Raw genomic sequence first — 21,321 nt, forward strand, 5'->3', positions numbered from 1 at the left:
GCGGCGGAGTGATACGCAAACCGGCCATACTTTGCCAGCAGTTTCATATGCGCCAACTCGGCGTCGGTCTGCCTCGAGGGCGGCCGATACTATCTGCGGGGCGAAGGCAGGCGCGGTATCTCCCAGAACGCGAGCGCGGCGAGCCGCAAGAAAATTCGGGGAGGGCGGGATTAAAATGCCAACCTGCTCCGTAAACAGGACATGAAACGGCCGATGCCACGCTTCGATATTCTGGGACAGCTCGGTTCACTGCGCCGCTATGCACGCTCGCTGACACGCGACAGCGCCGATGCAGAGGATTTGGTACATGATGCGCTGGTGCGTGCCTATGAGCGACGCGGCAGCTTCCGCTCCGGCGGAAATCTTCGCGTATGGCTGCTGTCGATCGTCCACAACGCGTTCATCGACGGCTTGCGATCCCGCAAATCCGAAGCAATGCGCATTGAACAGGCGGGCCATCTCGCCGAGGCGAATGTCCAGGCTCCGCAGGAGCATTCGGTCCGTCTGGCGCAGGTGCGCGACGCTTTTTTCGAATTGCCGGAGGAGCAGCGTTCGGCGTTGTATCTCGTCGCCATCGAGGGGCTTGGCTATAGCGAGGCGGCCGAGATCAGCGGCGTACCGCTGGGCACGCTGATGTCGCGCATCGCCAGGGCGCGTGCGGCCCTGCGCGAGATGGAGGACGCCGTGCCGGCACGCGCGAAAGGCCATCTGAAGATCGTCGGAGGTCGATGATGAACCAACTGCGCGATCCCGTGACCGACACCGATCTCGACGCCTATGTCGACGATCAGCTGGACGTGGCTCGTCGCATCGAGGTCGAGGCGTTCCTTTCGGCTCGCCCGGAAGCGGCCGCGCGGGTGATGTCCGACCTACGGATGCGTGACGAATTGCGCGTGGCGCTTGCCGGATCAAAAGGCATGGCGAGGCCCGCGACGGCCGATGCGGCACGGCGGCTGGAGCGGGGGTTAGCGCGCGGCCGTGTCCTTGGTGCTTTGCAGCGAGCGGCGGTGGTCGCTGGTTTCGTCGCTGCAGGCTGGCTTGCGAATGGGCTCATCGGGCCGATATCGGTGACGGAAGTCGTCGCTTCGACCCATCCGCCCGCCTATGTAGAAGAGGCGGTGCGGGCGCACCGCACGACACTGATGCGTGAGGCGATGTCGTCCCAAACCGCGGCACCCGGCTACAACGCCGATGAAATCCGCGCCGCGACTGCGATCGTGATGCCATCGCTGCCAGCGGACTGGACGGTCCGTGACGTGCAGATCTATCCATCGCAATTCGGCCCGAGCGTCGAGATGGCCGTCGAGACAAAAGAGATGGGGCTGGTCTCGCTGTTCGCCATCCGGCCCGGAACATTCGACGTCGTCAAACCGACTGTCGCTCCCTCGGGCGAAGTTTCCTCGGCCTATTTCCAGATCGGCGAGGTCGCCTACGCGGTCGTCGGACGCAGCGATGTCGGCGGTCTCGATCGCACGGCCGAAGCGCTCGCCAAAACGCTTTACTGATCGACCTTCAAGAAGGAGAACCACATGAACAATCTCGGATATATCGGGGCCGGAGCCCGAGCCGGAGCCGTCTACGACGAAGGTCTGCGCCGGCACATGCTGCGCGTCTATAACTATATGGGCCTTGGCCTCGTCGTCACGGGCGTGATCGCGTTCGTGGTGGCTTCCACGCCCGCCCTTTACGTGCCGATCTTCTCCACCCCGCTGAAATGGGTGGTGATGCTTGCCCCGCTGGCCTTTGTGCTCTTGTTCTCGTTTCGGATGCAGACGATGTCGGCAGCCGGCGCCCAGGCGATGTTCTGGGCATTCTGCGCCGTCATGGGCCTGTCGCTGGCTTCCGTGTTCCTGGTCTTTACCGGCACCAGCATCGCACGCACCTTCTTCATCGCCGCCACCATGTTCGGCGCGACCAGCCTTTACGGCTACACGACCAAACGCGACCTGACGCAGTTCTCGTCGTTCCTGATCATGGGCCTGATCGGCGTGGTGATCGCCAGCGTCGTCAATATCTTCCTGGGCTCGACCGCGCTCCAGTTCGCGATCTCGGTGATCGGCATCGCCGTCTTCATCGGCCTCACTGCCTGGGATACCCAGACCATCAAGGAGCAGTATGCGGAAAACTTCGGTGCGGAATCACAGCAGAAGCTCGCTGTCTTCGGTGCATTCTCGCTCTATCTGAACTTCATCAACATCTTCCAACTGCTGTTGAACTTCACCGGCGAGCGCGAATAGCCGGCGTTGAACCAAGACCGGAGTTGGACATCATGGACAGAAACGATCAACAGGCGATCGGACAGCTCTTCGAGAAATTGGCAAACGTCGAGCGCCAGGCGCCGCCGCGCGATGCCGAAGCAGAGCGCTTCATCCAGGACCAGATCACCCAGCAGCCTGGGGCGCCATATTACATGGCCCAGACGATCGTGGTGCAGGAGCAGGCGCTGAACGCAGCTCAGGCACGCATCGAAGAACTGGAAGAGCAGGCGCAGCAGCCGGCCGGCGGTGGACCGCTCAGCGGCTTCTTCGGCCGCGGCGGCGGCAGGCGCTCAGGCTCGGTTCCGCGGGCAGGGCGCACCGCCTCCGTTGCAACTGAAGGGCCGAAGGACACGCCACAGCGGGCAGGCGGCGGTTTTCTTGCCGGCGCCGCGCAGACCGCGATGGGCGTGGCGGGCGGCGTGCTGCTCGGCAACGCGATCGCCGGCATGTTTGGCGGCAGCGAAGCGAAGGCAGCTGAACAGCCGACGCCGCAGCCGGACGAAGCCGATCAGGCAGGCGATTCCAGCTCCGATAATGGCGGGGATTTCGGTGATATGGAGTTCTGACGAGCGACCCAGCCTGTGCCTGTGCCGGCGCTGGTGAAGATTGCGGGTCAGCATAGGCGAGGTGGCGAGGGCAACATCCGGGAAGCGAGCCCCCGCCGGCCGCTAATAGCCCAGGCGCTTCAGTTCAGTCTTGACCGCCGCGATGGTCTTGAAGCGGAAGTGCTTCGTTGTGCCATCGCGCCAATGGCAGTCGCATGTGGCATCGAACTTCCGGCTCGCTTTCAATTGAGTCAGCGCCTTCTGGCCCGGCTTGGGATCATCGAAGATGCGAACTTCGTAGAGCGTCCCTTCGACATCGTAGTGCATCTGAGCCCAGGAAAGTATCACGATCAGTTCCTTTGCCGGGTCGTGGTCGGCGTTGGCGAGGCCCAGCGCAATGTCCGGTGTGTCGCCCTCTTGTTCACCGAGCGTGACCTGGATTGCACGATACCTGTTGTCAGCTAGTCGTTGCAGCGCGACGAGCGGGCGTTCCGGATAGTCCTCAGCGGTCTGGTAATCGACAAAGAGTGTCTGGAGGCCGTTCCAGCTCACGGCTGTGGTGTGCGGATCAGCATTGTCGGCGAACCCAACAACACGTTTGGCGAAAGCCAGGTCGTTTTCGCCTGGAGCACGATCAAGGTCCTGCGCTCGCGCGTCAGTGAGCGCGCACGCGAGTGTGAGGGCAAGACTTGCAAGCAGCGGGAGTGTCTTCATGATTCGCAACCCTAGCATGCCCGTTGCCTCCACAGCGCTATAGCGAATGTCTAAGAATGACCGGTCTGATCTCGCCGCCAACGGATGCTATAGGCGTTAGTCGCATAAGATAGATTATGGAACTGACGTGGCCGATTAGATGTGGCGTGAAGATAGCACCTCGCGAGATCCAACCCGGGAACCCAGCCGTAAAAACTTGGTCCTTCACGCTGATTCATAAGGGATTTCGATCGTCATGCCGTCATAAGCAGGCTCGACGTTATCAGGCGTCTCGGCCATTACCGTGGCGTAGTCGAGCGGCACATGCATATGCGTCAGCACCGCGTTCTTCGGCGCCAGTCTCTCGATCCAGCCAAGCGCCTGGCCAAGCGACAGATGGCTCGGATGGATGGTGTATTGCAGCGCGTCGATGACCAGCATGTCCAGCCCGCGCAAACGCTTGGCGGTCGCCTCCGGAAAGTCGCTGACGTCAGGGCAATAGGCCAGCCCGCCGATGCGGAAACCCAGCGAGGTGATGTCGCCATGGAGCTGCAGCAGCGGTTCGAGGGTGAGGGCGCCGCCCTCGCCTTCGATCACCACCGGCCTGTGGTGGTCGATGATATGGGCGTTGACGATCGGCGGATACGAACTGCCTTTCGGTGTTTCGAAACAGTAGCGGAACGCCTCGCGTAGGCGCAGCATGGTAGCCTGATCGGCATGGATGTCGATCCGGTGGCGCTGCTCGAGCACGAAGCCGCGCAAATCGTCGATGCCGTGGATATGGTCGGCATGCGGATGTGTATAGACCACCGCATCAATGCGCTTGACCGATGCCAGCAGCATCTGCTCGCGGAAATCCGGGCCGGTGTCGATGACGACCGTGGTCCGGGCGCCACTCGCCGCGATCCGCTCGACGAGCGCTGCAGTGCGCGTGCGCCGGTTCCGGGGGTTCGCGGGATCGCAATTGCCCCAGTCGCCGGTGATGCGTGGCGTGCCCGGCGAAGAGCCGCAGCCGAGGACGGTAAGACGTAACCGGTCGCTCATGCGTCAGGCGCCCGGCGCGCTCGGGCGCGGCATTTTCCTGAACAGCCGGAAGAAATTATCCGTGGTGATATCAGCGATCTCGGCCTCGCTGACGCCGATCGTCTCGGCCAGCACCTTGGCTGTATGCGCAACATAGGCAGGCTCGTTGCGCTTGCCGCGAAACGGTATCGGCGCAAGGTATGGCGCGTCGGTTTCGACCAGCAGACGGTCGCGCTGCACATCGGCGGCGACGGCGCGCAGCTCGGCGGAGTTCTTGAAGGTCAGGATGCCGGAAAACGAGACGTAGCCGCCGAGCGCCACGCCGATCTCGGCCAGCCGGCGCCCCGACGAAAAACAGTGCAGGATGAAGGGGAAGGCGCCCTTCCCTGTCTCTTCTTCGAGGATATCAGCCATGTCATCGTCGGCGTCACGCGAATGGATGACCAACGGCAGACCGGTCACGCGCGCCGCGGCGATGTGGGTGCGAAAGCTCTGCGCCTGTGCGTCGCGCGGCGCATGATCGTAGAAATAGTCGAGCCCGGCCTCGCCGATCGCCACCACTTTGCGATGAGCAGAGAGCCGCACCAGATCATCGACAGTGACATCAAGCTCTTCGGCCGCATTGTGCGGATGGGTGCCTACCGAGCAATACACCTCATCGAAAGTCTCGGCAATCTCAAGCACTTGGCTAAATCGCTTCACCCTCGTCGAGATCGTCACCATTCGGCCGATGCCGGCCGTAAGGGCGCGGGCGACGATGGCCGCCCGCTCTTCGGCGAAATCCGGAAAGTCGAGATGGCAGTGACTGTCGACCAGCATCAGGTGCTTGTATCCGTTTGCTCGACATAGCGTGGAAATACCGGTTCCGGCGCCGGCAGCGCCGTACCGGATACCAGCGAATGGCCTTCCGCGACATGCTCGAAATTGCGGCTGCCGGCCGGCACCGCCAAAAGATCTAGCAGCTTTGCCGCCGACTGCGGAATGAAGGGCTGGCACAGCAACCCGACACGCCGGATCACCTCAGCGGTCGTCCACAGCACCGTTTCCATGCGCGCCGGATCGGTCTTCTTCAGCGCCCATGGCTCCTGCCCGGCGAAATAGCGGTTGGCTTCGGCCACTACGCCAAAGATCGCCGCCAGAGCAAGGTGGATGCCCTGGTCGGCCATCGTCCTGCGCGCCGTGACAAGGGCGGTATCTGCCTGATCGAGGATCGCTTTGTCGGCATCGCTCAATTCGCCGCGCTTAGGCACCACGCCGCCGCAGTTCTTGGCGATCATCGACAGCGAGCGCTGCGCCAGATTGCCGAGATCGTTGGCGAGGTCGGCATTGGTGCGGTTGACGATTGCCTCATGACTGTAGCTGCCGTCCTGGCCGAACGGCACTTCGCGCATGAAGAAATAGCGCACCTGGTCGAGGCCGTAGTGCTCGATCATCGCGAACGGGTCGACGACATTGCCGACCGACTTCGACATTTTCTCGCCACGGTTGAACAGAAAACCATGCGCGAACACGCGCTTCGGCAATTCGACGCCGGCCGACATCAGGAATGCCGGCCAGTAGACCGCGTGGAAGCGGATGATGTCCTTGCCGATGACGTGGACGTTCGCCGGCCAGAAAGACCATCTCTCATTGGCCGGATCCGGATAACCGGCGGCGGTGATGTAGTTGGTTAGGGCATCGACCCAGACATACATCACATGCTTCCCATCGCCGGGCACCGGCACGCCCCATTTGAATGTGGTGCGCGAGATCGACAGATCCTTCAGGCCGGATTTGACAAAGCTGATGATTTCATTGCGCCGCTCTGCCGGTCCGACGAACTCGGGGCTGTTCTCGTAGAGCGCGAGCAGTCTGTCCTGATAGGCGGAAAGGCGGAAGAAATAGCTCTCTTCCTCGGTCCATTCGACAGGCGAGCCGAGCGGTTCGCGGCGCACGCCGTCGTCACCGACCTTGGTTTCGGCCTCGTCGAAATAGGCTTCCTGCCGCACCGAATACCAGCCGCTGTAGCGGTCGAGGTAGATGTCGCCATTCTCAGCCATGCGCGTCCAGATCGCCTGGCAGGCCTTGTAATGACGCTCCTCGGTGGTGCGGATGAAAACGTCGTTCGAGCAACCGGTCGCTTCGAGCATCGAGCGAAAGATCGCCGAGTTGCGATCGGCAAGCGCTTTCGGCGTCAGGCCTTCGGCGTCCGCCGTCTGCTGCATCTTCAAACCGTGCTCGTCGGTTCCCGAGACGAAGAAGACGTCCTTGCCGTCGAGCCGCTGGAAGCGGGCCAGCGTGTCGCTGGCGATGACATTGTAGGCATGGCCGATATGCGGCTTGCCGTTCGGATAGAAAATCGGCGTCGTGACGTAGTATTTTTCGCGTGCCATGGATGAGCCGTCATGAATGTCTGAATGAAAGATGTCGCGGTGAGATATCGCATCGAAACGGCAATTGCCATCCGACGCCAATGTGGTGGCTTCGAAGTTCCTGCGATTGATTGGGAATCAATACTCAGGAGCTTCAAAAGCCACGCCAGCGGCCGTCACATTCGCATTGCAGAATTCAGGCGGTCGATCATGGTCAGGGCGTGCTGCTTTTTGTCGAGGTTGTAGGTCTCGGTTTCAGATATAGCGTTCAAAGCCTCGTGCCAAGTATCCGACAGCGTTTTGGCCCGCGCGAGATCGCCGGCGAGCGCTGCCTGGCTGGCGCCGGCCGACAGCAGATCAAGCGCGCGGCGATTGAATATCTCGAACGGGATCGCCTGGTCGCGGCCGGCGACCGCCTCGGCAAGACGGTAGGCGCCTGCGACATCTGTCTTTTTGGACATCACCAGAGCGTCGAGGGTGGCGGCGATTTCAAGCCCGCCATACTGCGTCAACAGGATCGCATTGCGCGCGCTGCCCGCTGCCCGCTCCGCCAGCGCCGCGCGCGCCGCAGGATCCTCCGGTGGCGGCGGCTCGATACCCTCCAGAACCGTCATCAAGCTCTCGGCATCGAGCGGCGCCAACCGCACCATCTGGCAGCGCGACCGGATCGTCGGCAGCAGACTGCCCGGCGCATGGACGATGAGGATGAACAAGGTGCGCGCGGGCGGCTCTTCAAGATTCTTCAACAAGGCATTGGCAGCATTGGTGTTCATGTCGTCGGCGGGATCGACGATAACCACCCGGTAGCTGCCGTCGTGCGACGTCAACGACAGAAAACGGCTGACCTTGCGGATTTCGTCGACCGTGACCACTGTCTTGAAGCTCTTGGTCTTGTCGTTCGCGGGGCGTGTAAGATGCAGCACCGAAGGATGTGCCCCGGTGGCGATCTGGCGAAACAGTGACGAAGCCGGATCTGGAACGGCAAGGCTTTCCGGCGCCTGCTCGAAGGCCGGGTGCCTCAACAGATGATGCGCCAGGTGAAAGGCCAGCGTCGCCTTGCCGATGCCAACCGGTCCGGCAAAGATCAGTGCGTGCGGCAGCTTTCCCGAGCGGTAAGCGGTGGCCAGCATGTTGGCCGCCTGCAGGTGACCGACAAGACGCGGCGTCTCGGATGGCTCTGGCACCCCGTCCAGCGTGTCGTGCTGTTCGGGCGCGATGCGTTCGAAAATCATGCCGGCGCCGCCTGCCTTCTTTGCGCCGGCATCATCCTCTCGAGAGCCGCGAAGACGGTGGCGGTAACGACATCCTCCACCGTGTTGGGGTCGACTGACGCATCGACGACGACGCAGCGTTCGGGTTCAGCTGCGGCGATCGCGAGAAACGCCTCACGCCGGCGTTGGTGGATGGCCAATGTTTCCTTCTCGAAGCGGTCCGGTCCGTCAGTGCTTCCCCGCCGGGCGGTAGCGCGCCTCAGGCCCTCGGCAGGGTCGATGTCGAAGATCAGTGTCATGTCCGGCACCATGCCGTTGATGGCGACCTTCTCCAACGCGTCCATGAATGCCGGGTCGAGGCCGCCGGTGACGCCCTGGTAGACGCGCGAGGAATCCATGAAACGATCGCAAAGCACGACCGAGCCGCGCTCGACCGCCGGCCGGATGACCTGTTCGACATGGTCGGATCGCGCAGCGGCGAAAAGCAACGCTTCCATCTTGGGGCCGAACGGCTCGGCTGCGCCTGAAAGCAGGACATGCCTGACCGCCTCCGCGCCCGGCGAGCCACCCGGCTCACGTGTCACCAGCACATCGTATTTCTTGGCGCGCATCTTCTTTGCCAGTCGCTCGATCTGCGTCGACTTGCCTGCTCCTTCGCCGCCTTCAAAAGTGATGAAAAATCCGCGCGCCAAAGCCTTTGTCCATACTTCGGGGACCGTATAGTCCCGGCGGGAAAAAAGGTCCACCGCGACGGTGCTAACGCAGCCAGCCGACGGCCAGTTCCTTGGCGGCATCGAGCGCGCGCCGCGGCAGCGAGCCGACACCGATCGACTCGGCGGCAAACAGCGGCGTCTCCTGGCTCAGCGTATCGCCGATCCAGACGCGCAGCGCACCGACCGGCTGCCCCTCCTCCACCGGCGCTGCAACCGGTCCGTCATAGACGATCCTGGCGGTGAGCTTGTCGCGGTTGGTGATCGGCAGGAAGATCTGCACCGGTCCTTTTGCCTTTAACGCGACACCGGACTTGGCGCCGCCAAAGACCTGGGCTTCGCCAACCACTTCGTCCTTGGCGAATATTTCAGTCTTCTCGAAGGAGCGAACGCCCCAGTCGAGCAGCTTTCGCGCTTCCTCAGCACGCTCGCGGTCGTTTGCCAGGCCGCTCATCGCCGCGATCACCCTTGTGCCATTGTGGCTGACCGAGCCGACGATGCCGAACCCGGATTGCTCGCTCGCGCCGACCGCGAGCCCGTCGGCGCCTATATCCATGGCCAGCAGCGGATTGCGGTTCCTCTGGGAAATCTTGTTCCAGGTAAAATCCTTCTGGCCGTAATAGCGGTAGAGATCCGGGTAGTTGCGCCAGATATGCAGCGCCAGAAGCGCGAGTTCGCGAACGCTCGTTTGCTGCCCATCGGCCGGCAGACCGGTGGAATTGACAAAAGTCGATTTCTGCAAGCCGATCTGGCGGGCACGCTCGGTCATCTGCGCCGCGAAGTTTGCCTCGGACCCGGCCATCCCTTCAGCGATGACGATACAGCCGTCATTGGCCGCCTGCACGGTCACGCCCTGGATCAGGTCTTCCAGCCTGATCGTCGACTTGAGCTTGGCGAACATGGTCGATGTCCCCGAAGGAGCGCCGCCTTTGCGCCAGGCGTTCTCGCTCACCACGAAGGTGTCATCGAGCGTCATGCGCCCTGATTTGATGGCGTCGAAGACCACTTCCATCGTCATCAGCTTGGCCAGCGAGGCCGGCGGGATCAACCTGTCGGCGTCCTTGGAAAACAGCACGGTTCCGGTTTCGGCATCGATCATGAAGGCCTGCGCGGCCTTGGTCTCGAAAAGCTGTGCTGAGGCCGGCGCAAGCGAGAGCAGCAGCAGGCCGAGCGCCATAAGCCCGGTGAAAGGGTGAAAAAATTTCATCAGGTTCGACCAGTGAGCCGGCGCTTTTGCAAGTTGGCAGAAGCTATCAGGCTTTTGCCTGGCGGATCAATCGCGCACGAAAAAACCAGGCAGCCCCGAGCTCAGTTGCGTACAGCAAGCGCATCCGGCGCACCATGCGACCACGCTGCCTGCAGCATCTCGTCCAGGCTGCCACGGCCGTCGGCAAAGAGGTTGACCGAGTACCAGTCCTTGCCTTCAAGTTCCGAGCGCTGGATCTCGGTCTTGCCGAAGCTGGAAAGCTGGGCAGCCACACGCTCCGCTTCGGCGGCATTCTCGAACGAACCCGCCGCGACATAGGCCGCGGGCGACCCGGTTGGAGGAGCTTGCCGCTTCCACGATTGAAGAATTTCGGCGGGCGAAATGCCGGCGCCATCCAACCCGGCAAACGCGTTGGAGGCGCGCTGCACGCGCTCGTCCGCATAAGACAGCGACGCCACGGTGAACGGCGATTGCGCCGGCAGGTTGATCTCCGGACGCTCTGGCACGATCGGGCCGAAATCGGGCAGTACAATGTCTCCCGAAGCAGATGCTTGCACCGCCATGACAGGCCCTGCATCGGATCCCTGCCCGGAATTCGTCAGCTGACCGGGGAACGGCACGGCAGCAGCGCTCACCGGCAGGCTTGGCGACGGCCCATTCATCGCGACCATGACACCGCTGGGCAGACCGTCCGACGGATCCGGCACCCTGTTGCCTGGACGATACGAAGCCATAAGATACTGCCCGTCATTGCCTTCGAGCGGCGCACGGCCGACATATTCGACCTTCACCTCGGCCGTACCGATATTGGCATAATCGAGCATTTCAGCAGCGCGCTTCGACACATCGATGATGCGTCCATCATGATAGGGTCCGCGATCGTTGACGCGCACAATCACCGAGCTGCCGGTCTTCATGTTGGTGACCCGCGCATAGCTCGGCAGCGGCATGGTCGGATGCGCCGCCGTCAGATCTGCCATGTCGTAAACTTCGCCGTTGGCGGTCAACCGGCCGTGGAACGCCTCACCGTACCAGGACGCGAGGCCAACCTTGGCGTAACGTTTGTCTTCCTTCGGATAATACCACTTGCCGCGCACCTGATAGGGCTTGCCGAGCTGGTCGCGTCCCCGAGATGTCTTGAACATCACGCGCGGGCTGGCTTTCACGCCATACTCGGCTTCGGAAAAATATTCCTTGGAGCGAGGTTTCTTGTTGACCATCGCCTTTTGCTGCGGCGTCGCACATGCCGCAAGAAAGGCGGCCGACAAGGCAAACAGCGCGAAAGCGGAAGCGCGACGAAGACGCGGGCGCGCCGTGGTCTGCATATTTTGATTGTCCCCTATAGCATCGACGAAGGCACCGCAGCATAAACGTCAGCGATGCCAAAGCACCCACTCCAGAAACGCCGGTGACGCCCTACCCCAATCCTTTTTGTGCGCAGGAATTGTTTATCACCGTATTAACCGATTGTGGTCGGAACCGGGCGAGATTGTGGCACGAACCGTCTCGCCGATCGGCATGAAAGTCATCGCTTATCGATCAGCAACGCCGTTCGTGGCGCACTTTGCCCTTCGCTTGGCCTGGCTGCCAGCGCAGATTCAGGGACCGAAGATCACAAGCTCGGTGAACGTCAGATCTCCAGGTGCAGGTGGTTTGGGACCCCTGAAATATTTCAGCCCCTTGTTGGGCCGGTACCATCCCACCAAACCTGGAATCGGCTCCTTGGCGTCGACAAAGCAAACGAGGATTCCTCTTCGCAAGAGAAAGTGCCCCATCGCACCGGCGCAGCAGCTCAAATCCGCAAGCGAGCGGCAATAGATGACCTGATGGGATCGGATAACACCGTGCAACATTCGGCGCGGCATCAACACCAGGGGGAACGCTGCTCCGTCGCAAATGCAGATCAACGACAGGCAGCCCAGCGCGGCGTGTTCCGAGAGTATGTATCTCTCACCCTCGGGCAGCATCGCCAATTCCGGAAGATCGGGACGCATTTCGAGCACGCGACATGACCGCTGCGCCGAACTTAAAGCCGGCAAGAAGGTAAATTGTCCGCTGGAGAACAGCCGAAAGCCGAGCGCCCGGTTGGCTTTCAATGTCGCTTGTGCGGGCGAAATGTTCGTGTAGGTCACGTCCTTCCGCTTGAGAACCGCCGCTACCAACATGGCACCATAAGGACGGAATTCTGCATCGACTGACCAGCTTGAAAGATTGCAGCGGATTTCCTCGCTCTCCGACCCCTGGTAGCGAGCATAAAGGGTGAGCACAACGCCGACGATCTGACCGGCGTGCTCCATGGCAAAGCCATATTGTGGGAACTCGGCAACCACAGGCCGCTGCGACAAGCGGGTCAGAGCGTGTGTCCAGTAGCTCCGGTTACGCGCCGGAAAGCCCCTGCACAGGCAATCGACCACTCCCTCCCAGTCGGTTTCGCAGATTGGTCTACAGCGGAGACCGGGCGGGAGAGCGCCAAGTACGGCCAAAATCAACTCCAGAATACGATTTACTTACATGTCCCTAATGCGCTCAACATATCAGCGCTCAACGATTAATACTCCGTGCGGGTTTTAAAAACGATTTTCCACACTCAGCACAAAACACAGCTCGCCATGGCGCTTCTCACCGTCCTGGATCGCGCCGAAAGGTGCGGCCGCCACGGTTGACTTGGCGTTGAATGCGGCTTTACAGGAATGGAACGCGAACCGGTCGGGGAACGTCCTGGTGCCAATCCGGTACCGACAGCTCGAACCCGCTCCTCTCGCGATATCCTAAGTGATTGAAAAGTCACCTTGGAGGGATGGCCGAGCGGTTTAAGGCACCGGTCTTGAAAACCGGCGTGGGTGCAAGCCCACCGTGGGTTCGAATCCCACTCCCTCCGCCATATTTGCTAGTAACGTGTTGATTATAATGCAGTTTCTTCTCTGCTTCCTTTCCATTCCTAACTCCGTTCCTAACGTACGGGCGCGATGACGCACGTTAATGCCATGGCAAGTCGTCAACCGTCACCATGTTGATAAGAGCGTTGTCCGTGCCTTCAATTGCTGCATCGAGCGATTTCGTTTTCCACGTCTCCATGGTGCGGTTGAACCGGGTCGAGGCTGTTTTTACAAGCTGGTCTACACGATCGAGGTGGGCGCGATTTTCCAGTATGTCGAGACAAATCATCCCGGCGACGTCGTCTCGCATATGCTTCGGCCAACCGGTCGGTATGGCCTTGAAAATTGCGGCGTAGATCCTGCCGGGGTCTAGCTTCATGGCCTTCCGCGCCTTCGCGCGCCGGTAATATGCTCGGTTGTAAGCGTTCTGTTTATCGCGGTTAGCTGCTTTCCATCCCCTGCTTCTGTCTTTCCCTCGTCTGAGCTCATTGGCGCGCGCTCTAAACTTGGCGTACGCTTCAGGGTCCGCCTCGATCCTTTCGCGGTAAAGCCTGTTGCGAAAAACGTTCTTCTGCTTGGCTGTCAATCTCGCCCATTTCTCGCGCGGCACGCCATAGGTGTTCGCGCCTTCGATATGGGCAAGCGTGGTATACGGCTTAACACGATCTGCGGGGCTGCTCATTGCTTCAACCTGACGCTGGGGATCGCAGCAATGTTGCCGAGACATGCGGATTATGGCCAGCACCCCCTTCTGGCTTATGCCCGCTGATCGCGAAGTTAGCCCCCGCTAAATGAAAAGCCCGCCACCGTGAGGCAGCGGGCCATGTCGTCGAGCTGGCGACTTGATCAGTGACGGCCGGTGGGTCCCTCAAGAAACTCCATGAAGTTTTCCACCACTTTATCCGCTGGTGTTGATCGGGAGTTGCAAGCACTGAGAATGGCGGCTGCGATTTTCAGCATGTCGGCGCGACTTCCAACGATTTTTGAAACAACGGCGTTTTCAGTGCCGCCGTCATAGGTCGAGCGCTGCAACACATGCAGCGTCAGCCTGAGATTGTCGCCCATGAACTGGAGCGGGCCGGCGCCGGTGATGAACGTGTCAGAGACGCAGAAGGGTTCGACGGTCGGGGCGGAAGTAAGCGCGTTCATGATGCGGCCTTTCTGGCTTTGGCGTCGGCCAGCGCCTTGTCGACGCAGGCTTCGGCCGCTTCGTTCAGGCGTTCGGCGAGGTCGCGGGCGATCATCGCCAGCGCGTGTATCTGGTCTGCCAAGGCGATCCGCTTACCGTCGCGCTGGAACTCCTGTTCCCCGGTCTGATCATAGAGCACTTCCAGCAAGTGGTGCAGGTTCCCGATATCGGATTGCAGATCCTGGATGTCGTCAGAAGGCCCGCTCATGACGCGTCCCATCCGAGCGCTTCATAGTAGGCTTGCCTAGCCTTCTCGGACATCGATGCCGCGGTGCAGGCAACGAAGAAAAGCTGATCGCCCTCGCCTTGGGTCAGCACGTGATTGGCGCCGGCCTGTTTTGAGGTTAGGCCCATACGGTCCATCATGCTTACGAGAACGTCGAGCATGTTGATGGTGTCGCAGAGCAGCGGCTCCAGATCGGCTAAGGTGGTCTTTTCCTTGGCGGCGCTCATTTCGCACCGCCCACGGTCGCAACGACAAACTTGGCGGTGGCCATGGCGTGTCGGTTGATCTCGTTCAGAAACGCCAGCTCGACGCCGCTCAACTTCCCCTCTTCGCGGCGCCGGACCATCATATCGTTCACGATGCAGGCAAGCAGGGTCCCGTTTCCGTTGGTGGGATGCCGGCCGATGTAGTCGAGATATTCGCGAGCCAGCGAATGGCCGTTATCGCAGTCGGCGCCGTAGCGGCCGGTTGCCTCGATGTTCCAATAGCAGATCCCGCCGACATCGCGCGGCTTGCGGTGCATGAACGATAGATCGTCGGCGGGATGCGGCGCGAGACGGTTGACTTTGGGCATGCCTTCGGCGGCTGCCCGAACAGTGATGTTCGGCATGTGGTCTATTCCTTGTTAACTAGTTATATTTACCAGTTCACCATGAACCCGAATTAAGTTGCCGTCAACGGCCAACTATGAAATATTCCTAGTTAGACAGGCAGAGGACACAGAATGCTCACAACGGGAAACCAGCTTCGCGCAGCCCGCGCATTAGCTGACATGGACCAAGGGACGCTGGCGAAGCGCGCTGGCATCAACATCAACACGGTAAGCGCAATGGAGAAGAAGGGCGCCGAGGGTCTGACAAGCGGGCTCGATAAGGTTCGCGCGGTGATGACCGTACTTGAGGCCGAGGGCATCGAGTTTCTGAACCATGGAAGCCCAGGCGTGAGGTTGAAGGCCAAGCCGTGACCGCCAACACTCCCCGCGCCCGCATGTCGGCGAAGCGCCGGCAAGCCATCTTCACCGAGCATGCCACCCGGCACAACGTCGCGCCGTGCTGCCTTTGCGGCGAGCCGATCCGCCGCCACGAAGACCGCTGGATCATCGAGCACGTGCGCGCCCTCGCCTTGCTAGGCCCGGACGTGAACACGAACTGCGGCCCGGCTCACTTCAAATGCGGTGAGATCAAGACCCACACCCAGGACTTGCCGCGGATCAGGAAGGCCAAGCGCCAGCAGGCCCGGCATGAAGGCACAAAAAAGCCGACGCGGCGTTTCGGGCACCGGCCGGCTGGCGTTTAACGCTTCTTCTTTTTCGGGGTAATTTCTTCGATCTGGGCGCCCTTGCCAATGTCCTTCGCCATAGCCTCAGCTTTGGCCTTGTCCTTCGTGACCAGCACCGTGCGCCAGTGCGGCTTTTCGAACACGCTCACGACGTAGGTTGTAGCTGGTTGGTCCATCATCAGTGTTGCCGGTAAGGAGGCGGCGCGGTATCGGGCGTATAGGTCAACCCGACACGCTTGCCGCCGCAGCTGGCGCATTTGAGCTTGGGAATCAGATCGTCGGCCATTGCCGGCCCATCAGGGCCGAGCTTAGCCTTCAGCTTTTCGAGGTCGAGCGGCTGACTGTGGCGGCATCGTGGTTCGTAGCAATACGCATGGAGCTCCATGCGCTCGTCTATCAACCCCTGAACTGTCCAGCCGTTTGCCATTCGCGCGATATAGGAAGATTTTCCAGTCCGCCAAGCCGCGTCATTGCCGTATATTAGCAGCATCTTGACTAAGGCGCCGGCCGCTCCAGACTCAAGGCATGGCGCGGGGCATTGGCATCGGTGACGTGGTTGCAATCACGGCCACGGTTCGAAGGCGGGTCACGGAGGACCGGGTAAGCGTCTCGATTCCAAGCTACGGCTTTCCGCATTCGATCCGAGACAGCAAGTCTAAGGTCAAGCGAAGCCAGGCAATCGAGCTTACCGGCGAAGTCACCAGGATCGATGAAGAGAAGGTGACGATCGATCTAGGACCGCTGGTGACGGTGGATCTGGACAAGGTCAAGCTGGTGGAGAAATATCGACCCCCGAAGCGCAGGAAGGCGCTGGTAGATGAGGCGGATTAAGCTACTCTTCCGCCGCCGGCTTGAACTTCCGAATGACGAACTCGAATAGGATATCTGAGATCCACATAGCGCAGACCCCGATCAGAAACGCGGCCGCAAGCGTTGTCGTGTCGTCAGCAGGGTCAGGAATCGGCAGGCCAGTCGCCTTGAAATATGTCACCACCGGCAAGGTGAGATAAGCGGCCGCAAGCGCACCGCAGATCGGTGAGGCGACCATCTCGCGGACTTTGTACCGATGTCGCGACAAGGCCCTGAGAACACCACCAGCGAGCCCAGCAGCCACGACCGGCCCCTTGATGCCGAGAAGATCGAACCAATCATGCATTTGCTTTCCACCCACACCACTTTGCGCCCTGCCCGTTGAAGGCGTTCATCTCGTCCAGTTCGGCGCGCGTCATTGCGCCGACGACCGCGAGCGACGGCCGGCGCGGTTGATTGTGGTCGCACCACACTTCACGCGGGTTGCCGATCGGCGCTGTTGTCGTGCAGCCAGCGAGCGCCAGGCAGAGGATTAGCGCTTTGCCCATTTGGTCGCGACCTCCCTTGCTTCGGCGTCGGTCATGCCGGCGGCTTCGCGTTCGGCTGCCGTGGCTTCACGGTCCATTTCGAGGCGGTCTTGCGCGGCGGCAAGCTGTTCGGCCGCGCGTTTGGCGGCGTCCTTCTTGGCCCGATTGATCCCGCCAGCGACGTACAGCCCGAGCCCGCCGACAACCGCGGCGAAGAGAGCCATGATGGTCCTGTTGCCGAGGATGGCGCCGAGCATCGCTAGGAGCGCGGCCATCACAAATCCTCAGCGCGACGACGGCGAAGGAACTCAGTCAGCACGCCGTTGATGACGAGAAACCACGGAAACCAGTCGCCTGGAATGATCGGCGAAAGCACCTGTGGATCGACGTAGGTAACGATGGTGGCGACGAGGCCGATGGCAGCCTGAAGCCGTGCCCAGAATATCGTTTCGCTGCCGCTGAAAAACTTCTTGATGCGGGTCCACATGGTCATTTGCCCTTTCGGCCGAACAGTTTCATGATGATTTCGATAAGCGCCGCCCAGAAGCCTTGCTTCGCGACAGGCGCGGGCACAGGAGGCGGCACAGAGGGCGCGGGCATGATGGGCGGCTGCGGAGCGGGGATTGGCTTCGCGGGCGCTGGCGGCGCTGCCTGTGGCCACCGCGTGTCTTTGATGCGCGACCACTTGGCGAAGGACTCGGCAAGCTTCCTATCGTAGGCATTGATCCGATAGTTCGCGCCGTTGTAGCCGAACGCGAAGCCGGCCCAATTGTGGGCGCGAAGCTCGTCGTCAATGTGGGTGTTCTTGATGAAAGTGACGGCCGCCTGAAGGTGCGTCTCTTCATCCGCCATGAAGGCCGCAACCATCGCCTCAACCGTGTCGTAGCCGGCGAGTTTGTGGTTGAAGCCCATCACCTGAGCGAGGCCCCATGAGCAGGAATAGAGCGCCGCCTGACGGTCGATCGCGATAGCCTTCAGAAGCTTGCCGTACTGTTCGCTTTCCTTGCCATATCCGCCCGGCGTCTTGCTCGCGAGGCCAGCATTGACAGCCTGGGTTAGCTTTGCTGCCGGCACATACTGATAGAACTTGTGGCGCTCGAACAGGATGATTGGCCGCCCCTGCGGATCGAAGCCAGATCCCCGCGTCTCGACATCGATAAAGGCGTGCAACTCATCTTCGCCGACGCCGATCAGGGCGCCGAGTTTGGGCAAATCAAGGTCGTCTAGGCGCTTCGCAGCGCCCTTGAATGAGAGATCATCCATGGGAGGTTCCTTCGTGGGGTTTGGAAGAGAGCAGGGCCTAGAAAAACCTCTTGATCCCGGACGCCATCTTGCCGCCGTACAGGATCGAACCGGTTTCAAGCCGGTGGTTGCCATCGGCCAGGTAGTAATCGTAGTTGAACTCGTTGGTCGTGCTGTTCTCCAGCATATTGATGACCGGGACGCCTCGCTTGTGGCAAAGCGTTTCCATCGCGTCGATCAGGTCATAGAGACTGTCGCCCCGATCATTGACGGCGCTGTTCGGGTCCCACGGGCTGGCGCGCCATGTCGGCGTTGACATGACAAGCTTGCACTTCTTGAAGTTGGCTGACCAAGTTGCGATGACGTAGTTGAGCGCCCCGCACCACGTCAGAACGGTGGTATCAGTCAGATCCCCGATGGGCTGGGCTGCCCCTGCCCCGGTCCAGTCGTTGGTTCCGTAGGACAGCAGATGCCCCTCAAGGTCTTCCGGGACGACCGACATCAGCCGGTTCAGGGCTGCCGTATGTCCTTCCGTGGCCATGGCTGCGATTGCCGCCGTCCAATCGCCAGAAATGAAGGCGTCAACAATCGGACCTGCCGAAACCGTGTTGTAATTGGCGTTGGAGTGGAAGCCCAGCCGGGTCCCGCCGATGCCGCCATTGTTGATGTTCAGCCCCGTCTGCAAGGCGATGACGTCGGTAATGGACAAGCCGGGAAGTCCAGTCCCCTCGATCAGGCTGTCCCCGGTATGAAGCCATACTTCGCCCGCGACAGGTGATGTTGCCGCCGTCCCTGCCGAAATCGCCAGACGGTTCGAAAGCCCGTCATTGTCGATGAGCCGCGACATGGCTTTCTGGACTTTGACGCCGACGATCTGCGCATCTGTGATGATGCCAGGCGTGGCGATGATCCAGGACAACAGAATGCCGGTGCCGCTCGAAATGACGTTCGCATCGGCTGTCAGGGTTAGCTGGAACTCTGCGAAACCAACCGGAGTGACGGTGTGCGAACCGGACTGCGAACCAGAGGTATTGATCGCCGTTCCGCCAAGGGTCGCCGCGACAGTAAAGGTGTTCGCGTCGGGAACCGTCTTGACATAATAAGCGGTGCCGCTGGTCAACCCGGTCGGCAGCGCCCCATTTGTGGTGAGTATGATCCGGTCACCGACGGCTAGGCCGTGCCCGGTCCATGTGAAGACGCCGGGGGATGCAAGCGTAATCGTGGCCAGATGGGCGCGCGGGCCGCTGAGTGAGGCGTAATCGATTGTCGGCGTGCCGGTGCCTTGCTGCCATGAGGCGGCCACTTGGACCGACTGTTGAAGCAGCATCCCAACGATGATGTTGACCTTTTCCCCAAGCTTCACGCCGAAGTCGGCGATCGGCAGGGCGATACGGTGAAGCTGGACGCCGGCAGCGAGATTGACGCACTGTGTCCGGAATGGCGACTGTGCCGGCGGGTCGATAAGAGTGGCTTGCGTGCCTGTGACCGTCCCGCCGATATATTCGTTGCCGTTGCTGTCCGTCAGCAGGCCGGCGGAAGCTTTGCGAAAGAATGGGTCCTGATTGAGCGCTTGCGTCCCCGGCAGTGTCGAGACATCGCGAGAAGCCGGCGCGTTGCTGAACGGAGCCGCAACCGTACCGCGAGCCGCTGAAACAGCGAGGATTTCCGAAGAGCCTCCAGATCCGGGCGATATGCGGATTTCGACAAAGACGGTATCGGCCGGGATGAGGATCGATCCGGACGTTTCGTGATACCCCGAACCAACAGGATTGCCGATGGTGACGGAACCAACCGATGCCAGCCCGGCAGGGGGCGCTTTGAAGCAGACGACGGTAATGGTGTTGCTGCCGGCGGAATGGTTCGCGGCAACGCCGAAGCTCCACGTTTCACCAATCTTCGCGCCAAGCTTGTTCAGCCCCACCCGCCGGTAGCAGAGCGTTCCTGAATAGGTCAGCAGGCCCGGCTTGTTGAACGACCCGGTGCTGGTGTAAGCGCTTGGCTGATTGTAGGTCGCGACAGGATTGTAAAGCAGCGTCCTGGTATCATTGCCACTTCGAGGCGTGACGAATTGATCGTCGTAAAGCTGTTCGGCGTAGGGATCGGGCCAGAGGTTTTGCGGCAGGGCGTGGCGGATGCCGGTATCGCTTGCGGCCGGACCTGCGGCAACCAGATACAGGGCCAGATAGGTCGTATCGAGCGGTGCCCAGAAATACTCGCCAAGAGGGGTATTGCGGGTGAGAATGGGTGTTGCGGTCGCGCCGGTCAGGCCAGCGGAAGCAGCAAAGCTCATCCCGGTCGGAACGACGGTGTAAAGCCCCTTGGCGCCGGGAAGGATTTGCGTCACCGCACCGCCGGACACGACAAAGCGGACCGTGCCGCCCGAACCGGTCCCGCCAGTATAGGAGCCGTCGAAGGTGCCATCCGTGCCGCCGGAACCGGCAGCGGTGATCGTCACATCCTGGATACCAAAGCCAATGCCGGCCGCAGTCGTTGCGAAAACACCGTGACCGGAGAGTGAGGCATCACGAGCAGCTTCGGCAACCAGGACGGCCGCATCGGTAGCGGCGACGTCGGCATTGGTCAGGACGAGAGTGGCGGCGGCGGCGTCTGCGCTATCTTCCGCATCATCTGCAAAGCCTTCTACGGCATCGCGCGCGTCTCGTGCCTCTTGGATAATGGCATCAACGCCAGCCTGCTCGAATGAGAAGGCGAAGACCAACTGCGTTGTTCCGATCGAGATAGGACCTTCGGTTTCGATGTACCAAGGCCCGGCATTCGTTGCCCCGCCCCACACAAGAACTTGCGTTCCAGTGGCGATGTCGCGGTTGCTGTCCATATCCTGCGCCCGCACCCAGGCAGAGGTTGCCGCAATATAGATGCCGTTCTGCGAACCGTCAGTCTGGTTCTTCACCAGCACCCGGTCTTGGGCACCGGTGAGGGTACCGTCGATCGCCTGTAAACCACTCAGAACGATGTTTGCCGTGGTCGCTAGGCGGCACGGCGCCTTGTATGCTACCGTTTCGCCATAGCCAGTGACTTGATCAACCGAAGTGGTCGCCATTTTGATCGACTCCGCATCTAAGAAGAAGGTGGTTGTGCCGGCTCAGCCGGGCTTTTGGCGTGACCCGCGATGGAGCGGGTTCGGCGTTCTGGTCGGTATGCTAATTCTGGCCGC

General features: G+C 61.0%; 29 protein-coding genes and 1 tRNA gene. 8 read left to right on the forward strand and 22 right to left on the reverse strand.

The window, feature by feature from the left end:
• Nucleotides 1-201 precede the first annotated feature (201 nt).
• From AC0L2Y_RS08870 to AC0L2Y_RS08885, 4 genes are read left to right on the forward strand one after another with little or no spacing between them, the layout of a single operon-like run.
• Nucleotides 202-732 (forward strand): sigma-70 family RNA polymerase sigma factor, encoded by a 531-nt coding sequence (locus AC0L2Y_RS08870; RefSeq protein WP_473555436.1) that lies wholly within the window; start codon nucleotides 202-204, stop codon nucleotides 730-732.
• The gene (locus AC0L2Y_RS08875; RefSeq protein WP_473555437.1) at nucleotides 732-1,505 is read left to right on the forward strand and encodes an anti-sigma factor family protein; all 774 of its coding nucleotides are present in this window, start codon (nucleotides 732-734) and stop codon (nucleotides 1,503-1,505) included. Before AC0L2Y_RS08870 ends, AC0L2Y_RS08875 begins: the two co-directional genes overlap by 1 nt.
• Before the next feature lie 24 nt (nucleotides 1,506-1,529).
• Complete coding sequence (locus AC0L2Y_RS08880; protein ID WP_352491349.1) at nucleotides 1,530-2,237, forward strand: Bax inhibitor-1/YccA family protein; 708 nt, start codon at nucleotides 1,530-1,532, stop codon at nucleotides 2,235-2,237.
• Between the two features lie 32 nt (nucleotides 2,238-2,269).
• A complete protein-coding gene (locus tag AC0L2Y_RS08885; protein WP_473555440.1) occupies nucleotides 2,270-2,824 on the forward strand; it encodes a DUF2076 domain-containing protein in 555 nt (184 codons plus the stop codon).
• 102 nt (nucleotides 2,825-2,926) lie between these two features.
• Here the strand turns inward: AC0L2Y_RS08885 and AC0L2Y_RS08890 are convergent, their stop codons facing one another.
• The 9 genes from AC0L2Y_RS08890 to AC0L2Y_RS08930 all read right to left on the reverse strand — a co-directional run bounded on the left by AC0L2Y_RS08890 (nucleotide 2,927) and on the right by AC0L2Y_RS08930 (nucleotide 12,328).
• Nucleotides 2,927-3,517, reverse strand: coding sequence for a hypothetical protein (locus tag AC0L2Y_RS08890; RefSeq protein ID WP_473555442.1), 591 nt, complete (start codon nucleotides 3,515-3,517; stop codon nucleotides 2,927-2,929).
• Between the two features lie 204 nt (nucleotides 3,518-3,721).
• On the reverse strand, nucleotides 3,722-4,540 hold the full coding sequence (locus AC0L2Y_RS08895; RefSeq protein ID WP_352491346.1) for an MBL fold metallo-hydrolase: 819 nt from the start codon (nucleotides 4,538-4,540) through the stop codon (nucleotides 3,722-3,724).
• Between the two features lie 3 nt (nucleotides 4,541-4,543).
• Complete coding sequence (locus tag AC0L2Y_RS08900) at nucleotides 4,544-5,338, reverse strand: TatD family hydrolase (RefSeq protein ID WP_352491345.1); 795 nt, start codon at nucleotides 5,336-5,338, stop codon at nucleotides 4,544-4,546.
• Nucleotides 5,338-6,924, reverse strand: coding sequence for a methionine--tRNA ligase (gene metG, locus AC0L2Y_RS08905; RefSeq protein WP_352491407.1), 1,587 nt, complete (start codon nucleotides 6,922-6,924; stop codon nucleotides 5,338-5,340). The genes AC0L2Y_RS08900 and metG overlap by 1 nt, the downstream gene beginning before the upstream one ends.
• Before the next feature lie 122 nt (nucleotides 6,925-7,046).
• Complete coding sequence (locus AC0L2Y_RS08910) at nucleotides 7,047-8,102, reverse strand: DNA polymerase III subunit delta' (protein ID WP_352491344.1); 1,056 nt, start codon at nucleotides 8,100-8,102, stop codon at nucleotides 7,047-7,049.
• A complete protein-coding gene (gene tmk, locus AC0L2Y_RS08915) occupies nucleotides 8,099-8,773 on the reverse strand; it encodes a dTMP kinase (protein ID WP_352491343.1) in 675 nt (224 codons plus the stop codon). Before tmk ends, AC0L2Y_RS08910 begins: the two co-directional genes overlap by 4 nt.
• A 64-nt stretch (nucleotides 8,774-8,837) precedes the next feature.
• Complete coding sequence (locus AC0L2Y_RS08920; protein WP_473555738.1) at nucleotides 8,838-9,968, reverse strand: D-alanyl-D-alanine carboxypeptidase family protein; 1,131 nt, start codon at nucleotides 9,966-9,968, stop codon at nucleotides 8,838-8,840.
• A 131-nt stretch (nucleotides 9,969-10,099) separates the two neighbouring features.
• On the reverse strand, nucleotides 10,100-11,323 hold the full coding sequence (locus tag AC0L2Y_RS08925) for a septal ring lytic transglycosylase RlpA family protein (RefSeq protein WP_352491342.1): 1,224 nt from the start codon (nucleotides 11,321-11,323) through the stop codon (nucleotides 10,100-10,102).
• Between the two features lie 273 nt (nucleotides 11,324-11,596).
• A complete protein-coding gene (locus tag AC0L2Y_RS08930; protein WP_473555445.1) occupies nucleotides 11,597-12,328 on the reverse strand; it encodes a hypothetical protein in 732 nt (243 codons plus the stop codon).
• Between the two features lie 461 nt (nucleotides 12,329-12,789).
• Here AC0L2Y_RS08930 and AC0L2Y_RS08935 point away from each other — a divergent pair.
• A tRNA-Ser gene (locus tag AC0L2Y_RS08935) sits at nucleotides 12,790-12,879 on the forward strand.
• A 95-nt stretch (nucleotides 12,880-12,974) separates the two neighbouring features.
• On the opposite strand, the gene AC0L2Y_RS08940 is transcribed toward AC0L2Y_RS08935, so the two are convergent.
• The 5 genes from AC0L2Y_RS08940 to AC0L2Y_RS08960 form a co-directional block, all read right to left on the reverse strand.
• Nucleotides 12,975-13,556, reverse strand: coding sequence for a hypothetical protein (locus tag AC0L2Y_RS08940; protein ID WP_473555447.1), 582 nt, complete (start codon nucleotides 13,554-13,556; stop codon nucleotides 12,975-12,977).
• Between the two features lie 164 nt (nucleotides 13,557-13,720).
• The gene (locus AC0L2Y_RS08945) at nucleotides 13,721-14,023 is read right to left on the reverse strand and encodes a hypothetical protein (protein WP_292627624.1); all 303 of its coding nucleotides are present in this window, start codon (nucleotides 14,021-14,023) and stop codon (nucleotides 13,721-13,723) included.
• Nucleotides 14,020-14,283: a hypothetical protein gene (locus AC0L2Y_RS08950; RefSeq protein WP_473555449.1), complete on the reverse strand. Its 264-nt coding sequence runs from the start codon at nucleotides 14,281-14,283 to the stop codon at nucleotides 14,020-14,022. The genes AC0L2Y_RS08945 and AC0L2Y_RS08950 overlap by 4 nt, the downstream gene beginning before the upstream one ends.
• The gene (locus tag AC0L2Y_RS08955) at nucleotides 14,268-14,516 is read right to left on the reverse strand and encodes a hypothetical protein (RefSeq protein ID WP_473555451.1); all 249 of its coding nucleotides are present in this window, start codon (nucleotides 14,514-14,516) and stop codon (nucleotides 14,268-14,270) included. Before AC0L2Y_RS08955 ends, AC0L2Y_RS08950 begins: the two co-directional genes overlap by 16 nt.
• Nucleotides 14,513-14,899 carry a hypothetical protein gene (locus tag AC0L2Y_RS08960; RefSeq protein WP_473555453.1) on the reverse strand — a complete coding sequence of 129 codons (387 nt, stop codon included), beginning with the start codon at nucleotides 14,897-14,899 and terminating at the stop codon, nucleotides 14,513-14,515. Before AC0L2Y_RS08960 ends, AC0L2Y_RS08955 begins: the two co-directional genes overlap by 4 nt.
• Nucleotides 14,900-15,013: 114 nt before the next feature.
• Between AC0L2Y_RS08960 and AC0L2Y_RS08965 the strand changes: the two genes are divergently transcribed.
• Together AC0L2Y_RS08965 and AC0L2Y_RS08970 are read left to right on the forward strand one after the other, a co-directional pair.
• Nucleotides 15,014-15,253, forward strand: coding sequence for a helix-turn-helix domain-containing protein (locus AC0L2Y_RS08965; RefSeq protein ID WP_258116554.1), 240 nt, complete (start codon nucleotides 15,014-15,016; stop codon nucleotides 15,251-15,253).
• Nucleotides 15,250-15,585: a hypothetical protein gene (locus tag AC0L2Y_RS08970; protein WP_473555455.1), complete on the forward strand. Its 336-nt coding sequence runs from the start codon at nucleotides 15,250-15,252 to the stop codon at nucleotides 15,583-15,585. Before AC0L2Y_RS08965 ends, AC0L2Y_RS08970 begins: the two co-directional genes overlap by 4 nt.
• Here AC0L2Y_RS08970 and AC0L2Y_RS08975 read toward each other — a convergent pair.
• Nucleotides 15,582-15,746 (reverse strand): hypothetical protein, encoded by a 165-nt coding sequence (locus AC0L2Y_RS08975; protein ID WP_473555457.1) that lies wholly within the window; start codon nucleotides 15,744-15,746, stop codon nucleotides 15,582-15,584. The two genes, AC0L2Y_RS08970 and AC0L2Y_RS08975, sit on opposite strands and share 4 nt — an antisense overlap.
• A complete protein-coding gene (locus AC0L2Y_RS08980; protein ID WP_473555459.1) occupies nucleotides 15,746-15,952 on the reverse strand; it encodes a hypothetical protein in 207 nt (68 codons plus the stop codon). Before AC0L2Y_RS08980 ends, AC0L2Y_RS08975 begins: the two co-directional genes overlap by 1 nt.
• A 140-nt stretch (nucleotides 15,953-16,092) precedes the next feature.
• Here AC0L2Y_RS08980 and AC0L2Y_RS08985 point away from each other — a divergent pair, with 140 nt between their 5' ends.
• Nucleotides 16,093-16,398 carry a hypothetical protein gene (locus tag AC0L2Y_RS08985; protein ID WP_473555462.1) on the forward strand — a complete coding sequence of 102 codons (306 nt, stop codon included), beginning with the start codon at nucleotides 16,093-16,095 and terminating at the stop codon, nucleotides 16,396-16,398.
• Between the two features lies 1 nt (nucleotide 16,399).
• On the opposite strand, the gene AC0L2Y_RS08990 is transcribed toward AC0L2Y_RS08985, so the two are convergent.
• The 6 genes from AC0L2Y_RS08990 to AC0L2Y_RS09015 all read right to left on the reverse strand — a co-directional run bounded on the left by AC0L2Y_RS08990 (nucleotide 16,400) and on the right by AC0L2Y_RS09015 (nucleotide 21,207).
• Nucleotides 16,400-16,723: a hypothetical protein gene (locus AC0L2Y_RS08990; RefSeq protein ID WP_473555464.1), complete on the reverse strand. Its 324-nt coding sequence runs from the start codon at nucleotides 16,721-16,723 to the stop codon at nucleotides 16,400-16,402.
• Nucleotides 16,716-16,925 (reverse strand): hypothetical protein, encoded by a 210-nt coding sequence (locus tag AC0L2Y_RS08995; protein WP_473555466.1) that lies wholly within the window; start codon nucleotides 16,923-16,925, stop codon nucleotides 16,716-16,718. The genes AC0L2Y_RS08990 and AC0L2Y_RS08995 overlap by 8 nt, the downstream gene beginning before the upstream one ends.
• Nucleotides 16,910-17,179: a hypothetical protein gene (locus AC0L2Y_RS09000; protein ID WP_473555467.1), complete on the reverse strand. Its 270-nt coding sequence runs from the start codon at nucleotides 17,177-17,179 to the stop codon at nucleotides 16,910-16,912. The genes AC0L2Y_RS08995 and AC0L2Y_RS09000 overlap by 16 nt, the downstream gene beginning before the upstream one ends.
• Complete coding sequence (locus tag AC0L2Y_RS09005; RefSeq protein ID WP_473555470.1) at nucleotides 17,179-17,397, reverse strand: hypothetical protein; 219 nt, start codon at nucleotides 17,395-17,397, stop codon at nucleotides 17,179-17,181. Before AC0L2Y_RS09005 ends, AC0L2Y_RS09000 begins: the two co-directional genes overlap by 1 nt.
• Complete coding sequence (locus AC0L2Y_RS09010) at nucleotides 17,394-18,116, reverse strand: N-acetylmuramidase family protein (RefSeq protein ID WP_473555473.1); 723 nt, start codon at nucleotides 18,114-18,116, stop codon at nucleotides 17,394-17,396. The genes AC0L2Y_RS09005 and AC0L2Y_RS09010 overlap by 4 nt, the downstream gene beginning before the upstream one ends.
• An 88-nt stretch (nucleotides 18,117-18,204) precedes the next feature.
• On the reverse strand, nucleotides 18,205-21,207 hold the full coding sequence (locus tag AC0L2Y_RS09015) for a hypothetical protein (RefSeq protein ID WP_473555474.1): 3,003 nt from the start codon (nucleotides 21,205-21,207) through the stop codon (nucleotides 18,205-18,207).
• Between the last annotated feature and the right edge of the window lie 114 nt (nucleotides 21,208-21,321).

The sequence above is a fragment of the Mesorhizobium sp. WSM4830 genome (assembly GCF_055811495.1).